Source organism: Massilia sp. SYSU DXS3249 (assembly GCF_053668055.1).
This window is the reverse complement of the sequence record NZ_JBSIPX010000008.1, coordinates 68,605-84,403: the sequence shown is the minus strand read 5'-3', so window position 1 is coordinate 84,403 and position 15,799 is coordinate 68,605. Positions and strand designations below refer to the sequence as shown.

Here is a 15,799-nt window from a genome sequence, read left to right as displayed (position 1 = left end):
GGCCTGTCTCGGCAATACCACACCGACAACCCATTGATTACTAAGCAATATTGCCTGTTCAAGCAAGAAACAGGCGGGCTCGACGAGGCATCGGCGCCTGTTCCTTATTGATGTGCGTAAGCAGTTTGACCACACACGAAAATTTAGCCCTGGAGTTGCCGATTCGAGTATTGCCCTGCCGTTTCTAGGTGCCTAGAATCAATTTATTCCCTAAAGCAATGCTGTCGCACCGGCAGGCACTCCAGAGTCTTCCATGTTTAGAGTTCGCCCAAGCTTTCGTACTTCCCTCACCGCCCTGCTGGCCAGTTTGGCCATGCTGCCTGGCATCGCAATCGAGCAGGAGCTCCAGCTCGACTACCGCATGAACGAGCGCATCGTCCAGGTGCCTGCCGCCGGTGGCCGCGCAATGCTCGAGACGACCGTGTTCCAGCCGAACGGGCCGGGCCCCTTCCCGCTGCTGATCATCAACCACGGCAAGGACCCGGGCCGCCCGAGCTCCCAGCCGCGCGACCGGTTCTATCACATGGCCACCGCCTTCGTGAAGCGCGGCTATGCGGTGATGGTGCCGATGCGCCAGGGTTTCGCCAACTCGACCGGTTATTACCGCGACCGCGGCTGCGACATGACCGCCAACGGCTACCTGCAGGCCGACGACATCCGCTCGACGCTGGACTACGCGCGTACCCAGAAATGGGTCGACGCCGGCCAGGTGGTCGTGGCCGGCCAGTCCTACGGTGGCCTGGCGACGATGGCGCTCGGCACCGAGGCATTGCCGGGCGTGCGCGGCCTGATCAATTTCGCCGGCGGCCTGCGCGACGACAGCGACCGCTGCGCCTGGCGCTCGGCGCTGGTGTCGGCCTTCGCCGAGTACGGTGCGAAGAGCAAGGTGCCGAGCCTGTGGATGTATGGCGAGAACGATTCGCTGTTCGGCCCGGACCTGGCGAACCGCCTGCACGAGGCCTACAGCCAGGCAGGCGGCCGCGCGCGCCTGGTCGAGTTCCCTTCGTTCAAGCGCGACGCCCACGGCATGCTGGCCAGCCGCGACGGCGAAAAGGTCTGGCTTGCCGATACCATGCAGTTCCTGAAAAGCGTCGGCATGCCGACCGAGGTGCTGCACAGCGTGCCGCCGCCCCCGCTGCCGCCGCGCACCGACTTTGCCGGCGTCGAGGACGTCGAGGCCGTGCCCTTCCTCTCGGAAAACGGCCGCCTCGCCTACGCCGACTATCTGACCAAGATGACGCCTCGCGCCTTTGCAGTCTCGCCGAGCGGCGCCTGGACCTGGGCCGAGGAAGGCGAATCGCCGGAAGCGCGTGCGCTGGCTACCTGCACGGCCAAGAGCAGCGAGCCCTGCAAGCTGTATTCGATCGACGACTACGTGGTCTGGAATGGCGAGCGCATCGACGCCGCCGAGAAGGCCAGCATGACCGCCTCGATTGCCCCGCCGCCTGATGCGAACGCACCGGGCGCGGTCGGCAGCACGGTGCCGGCGCCGTCGGCCCAGCCGAAGCAGCCTACGCAGCCGGCAATCAAGGCGCAGTAATTCCCTGCCTGCAAAGTTGAGGCGTTCGTCAAGCCGCCGGCGCACCACTTTGGTGTGCCGGCGGCTTGTTTTTAGCCAAGATCCGACATAACGCAAACCGGCCCGGTGCGCACGCTTCGACAATGATGGCTTCGCCCCTCGGAGCCCTTCATGCAGTCGCCCATCCGGATCCTGCCCGCCTTGCTGGCGCTGGCGCTGTTGCCAGCCCTTGCCCTGCTGATGGCGCTGTTGCCGGCATCGGCGCGCGCCGCCAACAACGATCCGGTCGTGCTGGTGCACGGCTTCCTCGGCTTCGGCCCCGACCAGTTTCCCCGCAGCGGTTTCCTGTACTGGGGCGGACATGCCGACATCGCCGCCCACCTGCGCCTCTACAAGGGACCGCGCACGGTGTTCACCGCCAGCGTCGGCGCCATCGCCAGCAACCGCGAGCGCGCCGCCGAACTGTATGCGCAGATCAAGGGCGGCTGCGTCGACTACGGACTGAGCCATGTTGCGGCCGAGCCTGCGGCCAGGCCGGCGCGCTGCTGGGCGGCCGACCCGGCCCGCAATCCGCTCGGCCATCCGCCGGCGCTCTACCCCGCCTGGGATGCGGCCCACCCGCTGCACATGATCGGCCACAGCCAGGGCGGCACGACGATCCGGGCCCTGGTCGAACTCCTCGAGCACGGCGCGCCCGGCGAAGGCGATGGCGAGCTGTACCGGGGCGGCAAGGCCGGCTGGGTGCGCAGCGTCACCACGATCTCGAGCCCGCACAACGGCACGACCCTGCGCGACGCCGTGCTCGACATCCTGCCCGCACTGCGCTCGCCGCTGCGCGACTGGTTCGAGGCCGACCTGCGCAACTGGGAGATGGCGCCGGACGGCGCGCGCCACTTCAACCGCTGGGCGCGCACCTCGCCGCACGTCTATTACTTTTCGGTCGGGACGCTGGCGACCGAAGCGGGCGCCTGGTGCTGCAACGGCACCGACCGCGCGATCGCCCCGGTCCAGAGTGCGCGCTACCAGTATCCCCGTGCCGACATGTTCAGTTACTACAAGCTCTATGCCGGCGAATGGATCGTCCCTTCGATGCTCCAAAACGGCATGGGCGGCTACACCCAGAGCGCGCCCGGGCGGGTGCGCATCGACAGCGAGTGGTTCGCCAACGACGGCGTCGTCAACACCAGCAGCATGCGCGCGCCCGCCGGGCATCCGGTGCGCGACTTCGACGGCACGCCCGTCAAAGGGACATGGAATTTCCTCGGGAACTACCGCGGCTACGACCACTTCGACATCCTGAACTGGCCGAACAAGGGCCCCTCGGCCGACCCCGTCTACGAGCGCATCAGCGACATCCTGTTTGCGCTCTGAGACCTTATTGCAGACGGATGGCGGTGTCGAACAGCCAGGTGCGGCGGATCTCGATCACGTCATACTGGCGCGCCAGCGCCGGCGGGAACGGCCCATACGGCGCCTGGCTGGCGATGACTTGCCGTATCGCCTCGTCGAGCGCGGGCAGGCCGCTGGAGACGACGAAGGTCACCTTCTCCACCGAACCGTCGGCGCGCACGGCGACCGTCACGACCGGCGCCGTGTGCGGCTGCTTCACCAGCTCGCGCACGGTGTCGAACGTCATGTTCAGCTCGATCTTTCGGCTCATGCCCTGCGCGTACTGGACGAGGTCGGCATTGGGGTCGGCGCGGCCGAACAGCCAGCCGCGGCGCAGGCTGCTGGTCGTGGGCGGCGGCGTCGGACCTGCCGCGGCCGGGTCGCGCTGGGCCGCTTCCTTGTCGAGCTGCCTGCCGATCGCACGCAGCCGCTCCTCGCGCTGCGCCTCTTCCTCGGCACGCTGGCGCTGCGCGTGGTCCTGCTTTGCCTGTTGCTGGCGGGCTGCTTCCTGGCGTGCTGCCTCTTGTCGTGCGGCTTCCTGGCGTGCTGCTTCCTGACGAGCCGCCTCCTGACGTGCTGCTTCCTGACGTGCTGCTTCCTGACGGGCTGCCTCCTGACGCGCTGCTTCCTGACGTGCAGCTTCCTGACGAGCCACCTCCTGACGAGCCGCTTCCTGACGTGCTGCTTCCTGACGGGCCGCCTCCTGACGCGCTGCTTCCTGACGAGCTGCTTCCTGACGGGCTACTTCCTGACGGGCTGCTTCCTGACGGGCTGCTTCCTGACGGGCTGCTTCCTGGCGGGCTGCTTCCTGACGCGCCGACTCCTGACGTGTTGCTTCCTGACGCGCAGCTTCCTGACGTGCCGCCTCCTGACGTGCCCCTTCCTGGCGGGCTGCTTCCTGGCGGGCTGCTTCCTGACGGGCTGCTTCCTGACGCGCAGACTCCTGACGTGTTGCTTCCTGACGCGCAGCTTCCTGACGTGCCGCTTCCTGACGCGCTGCTTCCTGACGCGCCGACTCTTGGCGTGCCGCTTCCTGACGGGCCGCTTCCTGACGCGCCGCTTCAGCCCGTTCCTGCTCCTGGCGCGCGGCCGTCTGTCGGGCCGTTTCCGCCTCCCGCCGTGCCGCCTCCTGCTTCATGGCTTCCTCCCGTGCCGTCTCCTGCTGGGCCAGGCGCGCCGCCTCGATCTGCGCCAGCCTCGCCTGCTCCAGGCGTGACGCTTCCGCCCGCGCGGCTTCCGCCCTGGCCTGTTCCTGTTGCAGCGCCTCCCGGCGTAGGCTTTCCTGCCGCGCCAGTTCCGCGCGTTCCGTCGCCAGCCGCGCAGCCTCGCGCTGTGCCGCCTGCTCGACGCGTTCGGCCTCCTGCCGTGCCGCCTCCTGCCTTGCCGCCTCCTGCTGCGCTGCCTCGCGCTGCGCCTGCGCGAGGAATTCAGCCTGCCGCGCCCGCTCCGCGTTCTGCTCGCGCTCGAGCATGATCTGTTCGATCTGCGCCGCTTCGGCGGCCTGGCGGGCCTGTTCAGCTTCCTCGTCCGCCGCGTTGCGCGCCACGACCGTGGCGGTTGCCACCCGCGGCGCTTCGGGCGCGGGCGCTTCGGCCGGCGTGGGCGGCGTCACCGGCGCAGGGGCCGGCTCAGGTGGGGGTACGGGCGGCGCCTTGGCGACCGCCGGCTCAGTCGGCGGTGCGGGCGGCGCCTTTGCAATGGCCGGCTCCACGGGCGCGGGCGGCGCGGCCGGGACAGGCTCAGGCACAGGCGCCGGTGGCGGAACCGCAACCACGGCCGCCGCCGGCTCCGGCGAAATGGGCGCCGGCATGGCGATGGGCGCCGGGCTGCTTGCAGGCGCCGCCTTCCCTGCCGGGGCAGACGCCGGCGCGGCCGGCTCGGGCGCAGCGGCGGGCGTAGGCGCCGCCGGCGCCAGCACGATGCTCAAATCGTCCGCCCCCATCCGCCTTTCTTTCCACGGCAGGTTCAGGCTGGGCAACCCGAACGCATGTCCGCCCAGGCTGATGCTGAGCAGCAGCGCGTGGAAGACCAGGGAAAACAGCAGCGCAGTCTGCAGGCGCGACGGCCCGCGCTGGAAGAGAACGGCGGCGCTCAAGCTCCCGGCTCCTGGTGCAATTGCGCGTCCCAGGCCTGCAGCTGCGCCACCGTCGCGGTCGCTCCGCCGCAGACGATCGCCAGCACCTTGTCGAACGCGCCCAGGCGCTCGCCGGCGGCATAGGCCAGCGCCAGCGCCGCCCCGCAGGCCGGTTCGACGACGACCCGGTGGTCGTCCATGAAGCGCAGGCAGGCGGCGACCGCCTCATGGTCGCCGACGACGACCGGCGTAATCGGATGCATGCGCGCCAGCTCGAAGGCGTGTTCGGATACCTTGCGCGCGCCGAGCGAGGTGGCGATGCTGGCGATGCCCGGCAGTTCGATGCGTTCGCCCGCCGCCAGCGACTGCGCGTAGGAGTCGGCGCCGCGCGTCTCGACGGCGATCACGGGCACCTCGTTCCAGCCCTGGCGCCGCAGGCCGGCCACCACCCCGCTGAGCAGGCCGCCGCCGCCGACCGCCAGCACCACCGCGTCCGGGCGCAGGCCGCTTGCCGCCACTTCGTCGATCATGCCTGCATGGCCTTCCCACAGCAGCGGGTCGTCGAACGGATGAATGAAGGCGTCGTCGGCCTGCAACAGCGATTGTGCGTGGGCGTTCGCTTCCTGGAAGGACAGCCCGTGCACCAGCACCTCGGCGCCTTCGCGCGCCAGCAGTTCCCTGGCGCGGGCGCTGGTCGTTTCCGGCACCACCACCAGCACCGGCACGCCGAGCCGGCGTCCGGCATAGCTGGCGGCCAGCCCGGCATTCCCGCCGGACGAGGAGACGATGCGGCGCGCGCCGGCCGCCACCCGCGTCGCGCAGGCGTGGCCAATGCCGCGCAGCTTGAACGAGCCGCTCGGCTGCAGGGCGTCCATCTTCAGCCAGACGCGCTGGCCCGCACGGCAGGCCATGGCGTTCGACTCGACCAGGGGCGTCTCGATATGAAGCTGCTGCATCGGCCGCGCCTCCGCTCAGGCCGCCATGCGCAGCGCGCGCGCCAGGTCCGACAGCCGGTAGGGCTTGTGCACGAAGGCGAAGTCGTTCAGGTGGGCCGGGTCGACCTTCAGGGCCGGCAACGGGTAGCCCGAGGCCAGGATGATCTTCACCCCGGGATAATGCTCGCGCGCGAAGAGGGCCAGTTCGATGCCGTTCATCCCATCCGGCATGATGATGTCGGTGAACAGGATGTCGACGTCGCGGCTGGCGAGCAGGTTCATCGCTTCCTGCGCGTTGGAAGCGGACACGACCTCGTAGCCCATGCTGATGTACAGCGCCGAGGCCACGTCCATCAGGTCGGGCTCGTCCTCGACGATCAGCACCAGTTCGTTCGCCTCGCGCTGGCCGGCGTGGTCGTCGCCCGGCGCGGCCGGCAGGAAGATGCTGATCGCCGTGCCCTCGCCGGGCGCGGTGCCGATCACGACGTCGCCGCCCGACTGCTTGATGAAGCCGTACACCTGCGACAGGCCGAGGCCCGTGCCCTTCCCCACTTCCTTGGTCGTGTAGAAGGGCTCGAAGGCGCGCGCAGCCGTTTCGGGCGACATGCCGGTGCCGGTGTCGGTGACGGTGACCCGGACGTAAGGCCCCGGCGCCAGCCCGCGCACCTCGTGCTCGACCAGGTCGACGTTGGCCGTTTCGATCTGCACGCTGCCGCCCTCGGGCATGGCGTCGCGCGCATTGACCACCAGGTTCAGCAGGGCCGATTCGAAACGCGCGCTGTCGATGACGGTGTTGCGCACGTGCGGGTCGAGCCGCAGCGCGAAGTAGATCGAGGCCGTCACGCCGCGCCGCAGCACCGATTCGAAGCCGGAAATGAGGCGGTTGACGTTGCGCGTTTCCGGCTGCAGCGGCTGCTGGCGCGCGAAGGCCAGCAGCTGCCCCGTGAGCGTGGCGCCGCGGTCGATCGCGCGCCGCATGCTGTCGAGGGTCTTGCCGTCGGCGCTGCCGCCGCGCCCCAGCGCCAGCACCTCGAGGCCGCTGGCAAGCACCGACAGCAGGTTGTTGAAGTCGTGCGCGATGCCGCCCGTGAGCTGGCCGATCGATTCCATCTTCTGCGCCTGGAACAGGGCGGCGTTCGCCTCGGCGAGGGCGTCGGCGGCGGCCTTTTTCTCGGTCAGGTCGCGCGTGATCTTGGCAAAGCCGATCAGTTCGCCGGCATCGTCATGGATGGCGTCGATCACGACATGGGCCCAGAAGCGGGTGCCGTCCTTGCGCAGGCGCCAGCCTTCGGCTTCGTAGCGGCCTTCGCGCTCGGCCGTGGCCAGGGCGCGCCACGGCAGGCCGCCGACCCGGTCTTCCTCGGTGTAGAAACGCGAGAAGTGCTGGCCGACGATTTCGTCGGCCATGTAACCCTTGATGCGCTCGGCGCCGACGTTCCAGTTGCTGACCTCGCCCTGGGGCGAGAGCATGTAGATGGCGTAGTCGGTCACGCCCTGCACCAGCAGGCGGAAGCGCTCCTCGCTCGAGCGCAGCGCCTTTTCCGCCTCGCGCTTGGCGGTGATGTCGCGCGTGATCTTGGCGTAGCCGAGCAGCGTGCCGCGTTCGTCGTAGATCGGGTCGATCACGACGCTGGCCCAGAAACGGGTGCCGTCCTTGCGCATGCGCCAGCCTTCGGCTTCGTACTTGCCTTCCACCAGGGCGGTGGACAGGGCGCGCGCCGGCAGGTTGGTCGCCCGGTCTTCCGGCGTATAGAACTGCGAAAAGTGCTTGCCCAGGATTTCCGGGGCGATGTAACCCTTGAAACGCTGCGCGCCCGTGTTCCAGCTGCTCACATGGCCGTCGGGATCGAGCATGTAGATCGCATAATCGCTGATGCCGGAAATGAGGTACTGGAAGCGCTGTTCTTCGGTCAGCTCTTGCTTGGCTTCGGCGCGGTTGCTCATGGTGATCAAGGGGTCGGCGATGTCGATAACACACCATCATAACGCCAAACGCCAGTCGCAGCCCACGCGACTGTTTCACCCGTGCACGATCTCTTTACAAAATCATCAAGCACCGATCAACCCAAAAACATCACGATTCATTCCCTGCCGCAGGCTCGCCGGCCGTGCCTAAAATTGTAGCGATCCCGGCCTTGTCTTTCAGGCTAAAATAGCGCTTTTGTAACCCAGCCGTTCCCACGCCTGCCTCCATGACTCCAGCTCCATCCGCACCGCTCGACCTGTCCAGTTGTGACAGGGAGCCGATCCGCACGCCTGGCAGCATCCAGCCGCATGGTTTCCTGCTGACCTTGTCGCCAGGGATGCAGGTGTTGCAGGCCAGCGCCAACCTCGCATCCTGGACCGGCATCGAGGCGCAGGCTGCCATCGGCCTCTCGCTCGCCGACCTCATCGGCGGCGGAGCGGCGCAGCGCCTGGGCGCGGATTTTTCGGCCGAAAAGCTGGGCAGCCGCCCGTTTTACCTGGGAACGGTCACGATCGGCAACGGCAGGCATTTCGACGTGCTCGGGCATCGCTGGGACGGCCTGCTCATCCTCGAGTTCGAATCGGTGCAGCGCGCCGGGCGCGCCGACTTCCGCGACCTGTACGCGGTGCTGGGCGAGTTCCTGCTGAAGGTCGACCAGTCGAAGTCGGTCGAAGCGGTGGCGGAACTGGCCGCCCAGCACGTTCGCACGATCACCGGTTTCGGCCGCGTGATGGTCTACCAGTTCGACCGCGACGGCCACGGCCACGTGATGGCCGAGTCGAAGGAAGCCGGCTACCACTCGTACATGGGCCAGCGTTTCCCCGCCACGGACATTCCGGTGCAGGCGCGCGAGCTGTACGCGCTGTCGCGCATCCGCCTGATCCAGGACGCCAACTACCTGCCGGCGCCGCTGGTGCCGGCCGAGAACCCGGTCACCGGGCAGCGCAACGACCTCTCGTTCGCGGCCCTGCGCAGCGTCTCGCCGGTCCACCTGCAATACATGCGCAACATGGGGACGCTGGCCTCGATGTCGGTGTCGCTGATGGTCAAGGGGCGGCTCTGGGGCCTGATCTCCTGCCACAACGAGGCGCCCTGCCCGCTGCCATTCGAGCAGCGCAGCGCCTGCGAACAGCTCGGCCAGGTGCTGGCGCTGTGCATCGAGTCGCGCGAGGACGCCGGCGACCTGCAGTTCCGCCTCGAGGTGCGGCGCATGATGGTCGCCATGCTCGGCAACCTGACCAAGGGCGCCGACATCATCGAGAACATGGGTTCGGTCTTCCCCGAGCTGCTGCGCTTTGCGCGCGCGGGCGGGGTGGCGATCGTGGCCGACGAGCGCGTGCTGACCTACGGCGACACGCCGGACGTGCCCGCCATCGAAGGGCTCGTGTCCTGGCTCGAGCTGCAGGGCCATGGCGACGAGGTCTTCCACACCGACCACCTGTCGAGCCTGTATCCGGACGCCGACGGCCTGCGCCGCAACGCCAGCGGCCTGCTGGCGATGTCGATCTCGCGCGTGCACAAGCATTACCTGCTGTGGTTCCGCCCGGAGACCGTGCATACCATCGAGTGGGCCGGCAATCCGCACGAAAAGGAAACGGCGCCCGGGACGATGACGCAGCTGACCCCGCGCACCAGCTTCGCCACCTGGCGCGAAACCATCCACGGCGTGAGCCTGCCCTGGCATCCGGCCGAGATCGAGCTGACCGGCGAATTCCGCAGCGCCATGCTCGGCATCGCGCTCGAACGCGCCGAACAGATGGCGGAACTGGCCGAGGAGCTGGGCCGTGCCAACAAGGAACTGGAGGCGTTTTCGTATTCGGTCTCGCACGACCTGCGCGCGCCGCTGCGCCACATCGTCGGCTTCTCCGACCTGCTGCTCGAATCGAGCGGCAGCGAGGACACGGCCATGCGCCAGCGCTTCCTCACCAACATCAAGGAATCGGCGCGCCTGGCGGGCAAGCTCGTCGACGACCTGCTGAGCTTTTCGCAGATGGGCCGCGCCGCCCTGCGCCCGGTCGAGGTGGACATGTCCCGGCTGGTCGCCTCGTGCATCGACAAGCTGTCGATCGACACGCGCGGGCGCCACATCGAATGGGACCTGGCCCCGCTGCCGCGCATCACGGTCGATCCGAACTTCCTGCACCTGGCGGTACAGAACCTGCTCTCGAACGCCGTCAAGTTCACCGGCGGGCGCGATCCCGCGGTCATCCGCGTCTGGTCCGAGCAAAACGAACACGAGACGGTGTTCCACATCGCCGACAACGGCGCCGGCTTCAATATGGATTACGTCCACAAGCTGTTCGGCGTCTTCCAGCGCCTGCACCGGATGGAAGACTTCCAGGGCACGGGCATCGGCCTGGCCAACGTGCGCCGCATCGTCGAGCGCCATGGCGGGCGTGCCTGGGCCGAGTCCGTGCTGGGCCAGGGCGCCACTTTCTCTTTCAGCATTCCCCGCAGACTTGCAATCTAACTTTCGCAATTTAACCGGCGAACACACATCATGTTAAAACCCATTCTGCTGGTCGAGGACAATCCCCACGACCTCGAGCTGACCCTGGTAGCGCTGGCCAAGAGCCAGCTCGCCAACGAAGTCGTCGTCGTGCGCGACGGCGCCGAGGCGCTCGACTACCTGCTGCGGCGCGGCGAATTCGCCGAGCGTCCGGAAGGCAATCCGGCCGTCACCCTGCTCGACCTGAAGCTGCCGAAAGTCGACGGCCTCGAGGTGCTGGCGAAGATCCGCAGCACGCCGCACCTGAAGGCGATGCCGGTGGTGATGCTGACCTCCTCGAAAGAGGAACAGGACCTGGTGCGCAGCTACGAGCTGGGCGTGAACGCCTATGTCGTCAAGCCGGTCGATTTCAAGGAATTCGTGCGCGCGATCGCCGACCTCGGGATCTTCTGGGCGGTGCTCAACGAGCCGCCGCCGGGTTCGCACCGCTACGTGCCGCCGGCCTGAGCGCCGGGTTGCCTTAGTTGAGGCTTGCCGACGCGTGCGCGACGGCGGCGCCGGCGCCCTGGCGGCGGCGCAACAAATGACGGATGCGCGCGCTGAGCGCGTCCGGATGATAGGGTTTCTGCAGCAGGTGCACCGAGGCACTGACCTTGCCCTCGTGCGCCAGCACTCCCTCGGCGTAGCCCGAGGTGTACAGGATCTGCGCCTGCGGCAGGTGGCGGCGCACCGCTTCTCCCAGTTGCAGGCTGCTGACCGGCCCCGGCATGATCACGTCGGAAAACACCAGGTCGATGTGGCGGCCGCTTTCAATGACTGCAATGGCGTTGGCCGCATCGACCGCTTCCAGCACCTCGTAGCCGAGCGCGGACAGGATCGCGCAGGTGGCGCTGCGCACGTCTTCTTCGTCTTCCACCACCAGGATCGTCTCCAGCCCGCCGAACAAGGGGGCGTCGACGGTCTTTTCCGGCTCCTGGGCTTCGGTGCTGCTGCGCGGCAGGAAAATGCGCACGCTGGTGCCGCGCCCCGGCTCGCTCTCGAGCACGATCTCGCCGCCCGACTGCTTCACGAAACCGTAGGCCATCGACAGGCCGAGCCCCGTGCCCTGCCCGACCGGCTTGGTCGTGAAGAAGGGTTCGAAGGCGCGCTGCAGCACCTCGGGCGGCATCCCCTTGCCGGTGTCGGCCACTTCGATCATCACGTATTCGCCGGCCGGCACGGCGGGCGGCAGCGTCATGCCCGGGGCCTGTGCGCGTCCGCCCGCGTTACTGGCGCGGATCAGCAGGGTGCCGTTGCCGCCCATCGCGTCGCGCGCGTTGATGGCCAGGTTCAGCAGCACGTTGTTGAGCTGATTGGGGTCGGCGACCGTGCTCCAGAGCGAAGGGTCGATATCGAGGACGATGCGCGCGTTCGGGCCCAGCACGCGGCGCATCATGTCGTCCATGTCGCGCAGCAGGTGGCCCGGATTGAGCACCACCGACTGCAGCGGCTGGCGCCGCGCGAACGCGAGCAGGTGGGCCGACAGCTTGGCGCCGCGCTCGACGCCGGCCAGCGCCATCTCGACGCGGTTGCGCGAGGCCTCGTTCAGCCCGCCGACGAGTTTCAGCAATTGCAGGTTGCCGCCGATGATCTGCAGCACGTTGTTGAAATCGTGGGCGACGCCGCCCGTGAGCTGGCCGATCGCTTCCATCTTCTGCGCCTGGTGCAGGGCCGATTCGCTGGCCGCCAGCTGCTGCTGGCTGACGCGCAGCGAGGCAAAGGCGGCGTCGCGCTCGCGCCGGGCGATGCAGGCGGCGCTGTGGTACTGCACCCGTGCCACCAGCTCGCGCGGGTCGGGCCACTTGACCATGTAGTCGTTGGCGCCGGCGGCAAAGGCCATCGCCTTGATCTCGGGGTCGTCTTCCGACGACAGCATGATGACGGGGATGTGTTCGGTGTCCGGCCGAGCGCGCATGCGGCGCGTGAATTCGAAGCCGTCGAGGTCGGGCATGCGCAGGTCGACCAGCACCACGGTCGCATTCAGCTCGGCCGCGAGGCCCACGGCGCGCGCCGCGTCCGACTCATAGCGCAGTACATGCTTGACGCAGGACTTGAGGCCGTGTTCGATGATCTGCTGTGCAAATGGCTCGTCGTCGATCAGCAGGATCGAGCAGGTACTGGTATCGTCTTCGATCATCTTGTCGAGACCCCATTTTTACACTGACAACGAGGCCATGTTGCATTTTGTGAAGCGTTGATTCTACACCATGTGAATAAGAAATTCACAATTGCACCAGTGTGGCCTTGTATCGGCTTGTGTCCGCCACCATCTTCGTCGCGACGCCACTTCTCCAGGCCACCTCATGCAGGACGCATGCTGCCCGCTGTGCGGACGCGAACTGGGCACGGTCAACATCGACCGCCACCACCTTGTACCGAAGACCTTCAGGGGCAAGGAGCAGTTCCCGATCCACAAGATCTGCCACCGCAAGATCCACTCGGCGTTCACCGAGCGCGAACTGCTGCGCACCTATCACACCTGGGAGGCGCTGCGCGGGCACGAGGAGATCCGCGCCTTCATCGACTGGGTCGCCAAAAAGCCGCCCGATTTTTACACGCGCACCTATACCTCGAACGACAAGAAGCGGCGCAAGTAAGAATGAGCAGGTAACAATTTGCTTTCCAGCTTGACAATACTGCCCGAACATCATTTCATGCCTGGGATGACCACTTTCCCGCATGCCCATGGATTTTCCTGAATACCTGCAACACGACGCTACCTCCCTGGCCGCACTGGTGGCGCGCGGCGAGGTGTCGCCCGCAGAACTGCTCGACACCGCCCTGGCGCACAACGCGCGCGTGCACGGGCGCATCAACGCCGTCTGCCGCCTGATGGAGCCGCAGGCGCGCGCCCAGATGTCCGGTCCGCTGCGCGGCCCGCTGGCCGGCGTTCCCTTCCTGATCAAGGACGCCGTCCAGGATTACGCCGGCGTGCCGACGACCTTCGGCAGCCGTTCGATGCAGGGCTATGTGCCACAAGAACATGCGTCGGTGGTGCGGCGCTACCTCGGGGCCGGCCTGGTCGTGTTCGGGAAGACCAACCTGCCCGAGTTCGCGCTCAAGGCGGTCAGCGATTCGGCCCTGTACGGCCGCGCCAGCAATCCGTGGAACCTCGACCACACGCCGGGCGGCTCGAGCGGCGGCGCGGCGGCCGCGGTGGCGGCCGGCATCGTCCCCATGGCTGCGGGCAACGACGGCGGCGGCTCGATCCGTATTCCGGCGGCCTGCTGCGGCCTGTTCGGCCTGCGTCCCTCGCGCGGGCGGGTCTCCTCGGGGCCGGGCATCGGCGAAGTCTGGTTCGGGGCCTCGAGCGAAGGCGTGCTCTCGCGCAGCGTGCGCGACTCGGCGCTGGCGCTCGACATCCTGGCCGGCCGCGAACCGGGCGACCCGTTCGACATCGCCCCGCCCGCCGGCGCCTACCTTGACCTGATGCGGCGCGATCCCGGCCGCCTGCGCATCGGCTTCTCCACCATCTCGCCGATCGGCACCGAAGTGCATCCGGAGGCGGTGGCGGCGGTGCAGCGCACGGCTAGCCTGCTGCGCGGGCTCGGCCACGAAGTCGAGGAAGCCGCGCCCGAGCTCGACGGCGCCGCGCTGGCCGAGAGTTTTCTGCATGTGTACTTCGGCCAGGTGCCGGCGATGGTGACGCAAGGGCGCGCGCTCGGCGCCGCCAGGGGCGACGTCGAACTGATGAGCCGGCTGCTGGTGACGCTCGGCGCCAGCGTGCCGGCCGGCCGCCTGACGGCGCAGCTGGCGAAGTGGAACGAATTCGCGCGGGCGCTGGCCCGCTTCCACGCGCGCTACGACCTGCTGCTCACGCCGACCCTGGCGCACCCGCCGATCCGCCACGGCCAGGGCGACCCGCCGCGCGCCGAACAGTTCGTGCTCGACCTCCTGCAGCGCAGCGGCCTCCTCGGCATCCTGGCCCGCCTCGGGCTGCTCGACAGCACCGTCAACAAGATCGCCCGCGAAAACCTGCGCTACGTGCCCTTCACCCAGCTGGCCAACCTGACCGGCACCCCGGCGATGTCGGTGCCGCTGCATTGGACCGCCGACGGGCTGCCGCTGGGCGTGCAGTTCGTGGGGAGGTTCGGCAGCGAGGATGTGCTGCTGCAGCTGGCGCACCAGCTGGAAGGGGCGGCGCCGTGGTTCGACAAGCTGTCGCCGCTGGCGCGCGAAGGGGTAGAGGCCAGAAGCAAGTTAGTGCCGGCGTAGCTGCGACGTAGGGTGGAGTCATTGAGGCCGGGGGCCTCAATGACGAGTCCACGCGTTTCATAGGCTGCTCAACGGCGACGCTTTGCTACCACCTGCGGCGTGCAGGCACTGTAACGCGTGGACTCGGGAGTCCACCCTACATTAGACAATGCACCCGCCCAATACAAAAAGGGCCACGTTCTCACGTGGCCCTTCGTATTCTGGCTCCCCGACCTGGACTCGAACCAGGGACCTGCGGATTAACAGTCCGTCGCTCTACCGACTGAGCTATCAGGGAATTGAGGCAACATTATAGCGGGCGGATTCGTGTTTGGCGAGTCCTGCGCGAAAATATCAATGTTGCGCCCGTCAACGCTGCGTGAGCCTGGCCGGACGACGCGCAAGTTGTGCGTCCATGCCGCCGGCCGGGGCCGGGGCGTCGAGCGTGCGGCGGATGTCGCGCGCCAGGTCCGCGATCATTTTCCGCGCCCTTGGCGAACCCAGGGGCCGGAACCGCAGCGAACGCCAGTCGACGTAGTTGCGCTCGCTGATCAGCTGGGCAATGGGATCGGCCGCGCGCAGGTACTCGTTCTCCAGCAGCAGCGAATGGATATGGTAGACCGGCAGGATCAGGTCGGTACGCCCCAGCTTCCTCTCTCGCCTGGCAAAGCGTTCGAATTCATGGCGGCACGCTTCGCTCTTGAGAAAACTCGGGGTAACCACGCAAATGAAAAAGGCGGCCCTGTCGATGCAGTCGTCGATCCGTTTCTTCCAGTCCTGCCCGTAGCCGATGTCCTTCGTGTCCTGGAAGATCTCGATGCGCTCACCCGTTTGTATGACGAGTTCGCCGTTCAATCGCCTGCGCAAATCCGTCAGGCGACCGCCCTCGTGCTCATCGTCGTCACGTGCATAGCTGAGGAAACCAGTCGGATTCTGAATCATGGGACGCCTTTCTCGGTATTCAATACCGGCTACTCCTGTCGCACCCATCGAACGCCGAACCACCGCGGTTGCGGTATGGCTGATGTGTTAGAAAGTTAGAGTTTCGTGGCCAGAGGAAAGATCCACGAAAAAATGAGGAACGCGTTCGTCGCTTACCTTGCTCAACAGCCGAGCTCGGAACTCGCCTGGCCTTGCGTCAGACGCTTGCAAAAAAACGGTCGCCGTACCCGCTTCGCCCGCCTTTGCTATAGTCGCAGCACCCGGCCGCCAGGCCCCAGCCTTTCTTCCATTC

General features: G+C 67.4%; 11 protein-coding genes and 1 tRNA gene. 6 read left to right on the top strand and 6 right to left on the bottom strand.

All coding sequences use genetic code 11. The features are described from left to right. The first annotated feature begins 253 nt into the window (after positions 1-253). Positions 254-1,540, top strand: a complete 1,287-nt coding sequence (locus ACWCIA_RS11605; protein ID WP_454163390.1) for a dienelactone hydrolase family protein — start codon at positions 254-256, stop codon at positions 1,538-1,540. A gap of 150 nt (positions 1,541-1,690) precedes the next feature. Continuing rightward, on the top strand, positions 1,691-2,890 hold the full coding sequence (locus ACWCIA_RS11600; RefSeq protein WP_454163389.1) for an esterase/lipase family protein: 1,200 nt from the start codon (positions 1,691-1,693) through the stop codon (positions 2,888-2,890). A gap of 4 nt (positions 2,891-2,894) precedes the next feature. Here ACWCIA_RS11600 and ACWCIA_RS11595 read toward each other — a convergent pair whose 3' ends face one another. Genes ACWCIA_RS11595 through ACWCIA_RS11585 form a run of 3 tightly spaced genes read right to left on the bottom strand, consistent with a single transcriptional unit; the run spans position 2,895 to position 7,861 of the window. Then, positions 2,895-5,003: a histone H1-like repetitive region-containing protein gene (locus tag ACWCIA_RS11595; protein WP_454163388.1), complete on the bottom strand. Its 2,109-nt coding sequence runs from the start codon at positions 5,001-5,003 to the stop codon at positions 2,895-2,897. Beyond that, entirely contained in the window at positions 5,000-5,938 is a 939-nt protein-coding gene (locus tag ACWCIA_RS11590; protein ID WP_454163387.1) for a pyridoxal-phosphate dependent enzyme, read from the bottom strand. The genes ACWCIA_RS11595 and ACWCIA_RS11590 overlap by 4 nt, the downstream gene beginning before the upstream one ends. A gap of 15 nt (positions 5,939-5,953) precedes the next feature. Next, positions 5,954-7,861: a PAS domain S-box protein gene (locus ACWCIA_RS11585; protein ID WP_454163385.1), complete on the bottom strand. Its 1,908-nt coding sequence runs from the start codon at positions 7,859-7,861 to the stop codon at positions 5,954-5,956. A gap of 248 nt (positions 7,862-8,109) precedes the next feature. Here ACWCIA_RS11585 and ACWCIA_RS11580 point away from each other — a divergent pair, with 248 nt between their 5' ends. Together ACWCIA_RS11580 and ACWCIA_RS11575 are read left to right on the top strand one after the other, a co-directional pair. Then, a complete protein-coding gene (locus ACWCIA_RS11580) occupies positions 8,110-10,353 on the top strand; it encodes an ATP-binding protein (RefSeq protein WP_454163384.1) in 2,244 nt (747 codons plus the stop codon). 30 nt (positions 10,354-10,383) lie between these two features. Beyond that, positions 10,384-10,839 carry a response regulator gene (locus ACWCIA_RS11575; RefSeq protein WP_454163382.1) on the top strand — a complete coding sequence of 152 codons (456 nt, stop codon included), beginning with the start codon at positions 10,384-10,386 and terminating at the stop codon, positions 10,837-10,839. Between the two features lie 13 nt (positions 10,840-10,852). Here the strand turns inward: ACWCIA_RS11575 and ACWCIA_RS11570 are convergent, their stop codons facing one another. Further along, entirely contained in the window at positions 10,853-12,508 is a 1,656-nt protein-coding gene (locus ACWCIA_RS11570; RefSeq protein WP_454163381.1) for a response regulator, read from the bottom strand. Positions 12,509-12,674: 166 nt separating this feature from the next. On the opposite strand from ACWCIA_RS11570, the gene ACWCIA_RS11565 reads away from it, so the two are divergent. Both ACWCIA_RS11565 and ACWCIA_RS11560 read left to right on the top strand, forming a co-directional pair. Further along, a complete protein-coding gene (locus tag ACWCIA_RS11565; protein ID WP_454163380.1) occupies positions 12,675-12,968 on the top strand; it encodes a hypothetical protein in 294 nt (97 codons plus the stop codon). Positions 12,969-13,056: 88 nt separating this feature from the next. Then, positions 13,057-14,586 (top strand): amidase, encoded by a 1,530-nt coding sequence (locus ACWCIA_RS11560; RefSeq protein ID WP_454163378.1) that lies wholly within the window; start codon positions 13,057-13,059, stop codon positions 14,584-14,586. Positions 14,587-14,787: 201 nt separating this feature from the next. On the opposite strand, the gene ACWCIA_RS11555 is transcribed toward ACWCIA_RS11560, so the two are convergent. Continuing rightward, positions 14,788-14,863, bottom strand: a tRNA-Asn gene (locus tag ACWCIA_RS11555). A gap of 71 nt (positions 14,864-14,934) precedes the next feature. Continuing rightward, positions 14,935-15,507 carry a toll/interleukin-1 receptor domain-containing protein gene (locus tag ACWCIA_RS11550; RefSeq protein WP_454163376.1) on the bottom strand — a complete coding sequence of 191 codons (573 nt, stop codon included), beginning with the start codon at positions 15,505-15,507 and terminating at the stop codon, positions 14,935-14,937. Between the last annotated feature and the right edge of the window lie 292 nt (positions 15,508-15,799).

Coding starts and splice junctions, on each gene's coding strand:
- ACWCIA_RS11575 (WP_454163382.1), top strand. CDS start 10,384: ATGTTAAAACCCATTCTGCTGGTCGAGGACAATCCCCACGACCTCGAG.
- ACWCIA_RS11565 (WP_454163380.1), top strand. CDS start 12,675: ATGCAGGACGCATGCTGCCCGCTGTGCGGACGCGAACTGGGCACGGTC.
- ACWCIA_RS11570 (WP_454163381.1), bottom strand. CDS start 12,508: ATGATCGAAGACGATACCAGTACCTGCTCGATCCTGCTGATCGACGAC.
- ACWCIA_RS11585 (WP_454163385.1), bottom strand. CDS start 7,861: ATGAGCAACCGCGCCGAAGCCAAGCAAGAGCTGACCGAAGAACAGCGC.
- ACWCIA_RS11605 (WP_454163390.1), top strand. CDS start 254: ATGTTTAGAGTTCGCCCAAGCTTTCGTACTTCCCTCACCGCCCTGCTG.
- ACWCIA_RS11560 (WP_454163378.1), top strand. CDS start 13,057: ATGGATTTTCCTGAATACCTGCAACACGACGCTACCTCCCTGGCCGCA.
- ACWCIA_RS11600 (WP_454163389.1), top strand. CDS start 1,691: ATGCAGTCGCCCATCCGGATCCTGCCCGCCTTGCTGGCGCTGGCGCTG.
- ACWCIA_RS11590 (WP_454163387.1), bottom strand. CDS start 5,938: ATGCAGCAGCTTCATATCGAGACGCCCCTGGTCGAGTCGAACGCCATG.
- ACWCIA_RS11550 (WP_454163376.1), bottom strand. CDS start 15,507: ATGATTCAGAATCCGACTGGTTTCCTCAGCTATGCACGTGACGACGAT.
- ACWCIA_RS11580 (WP_454163384.1), top strand. CDS start 8,110: ATGACTCCAGCTCCATCCGCACCGCTCGACCTGTCCAGTTGTGACAGG.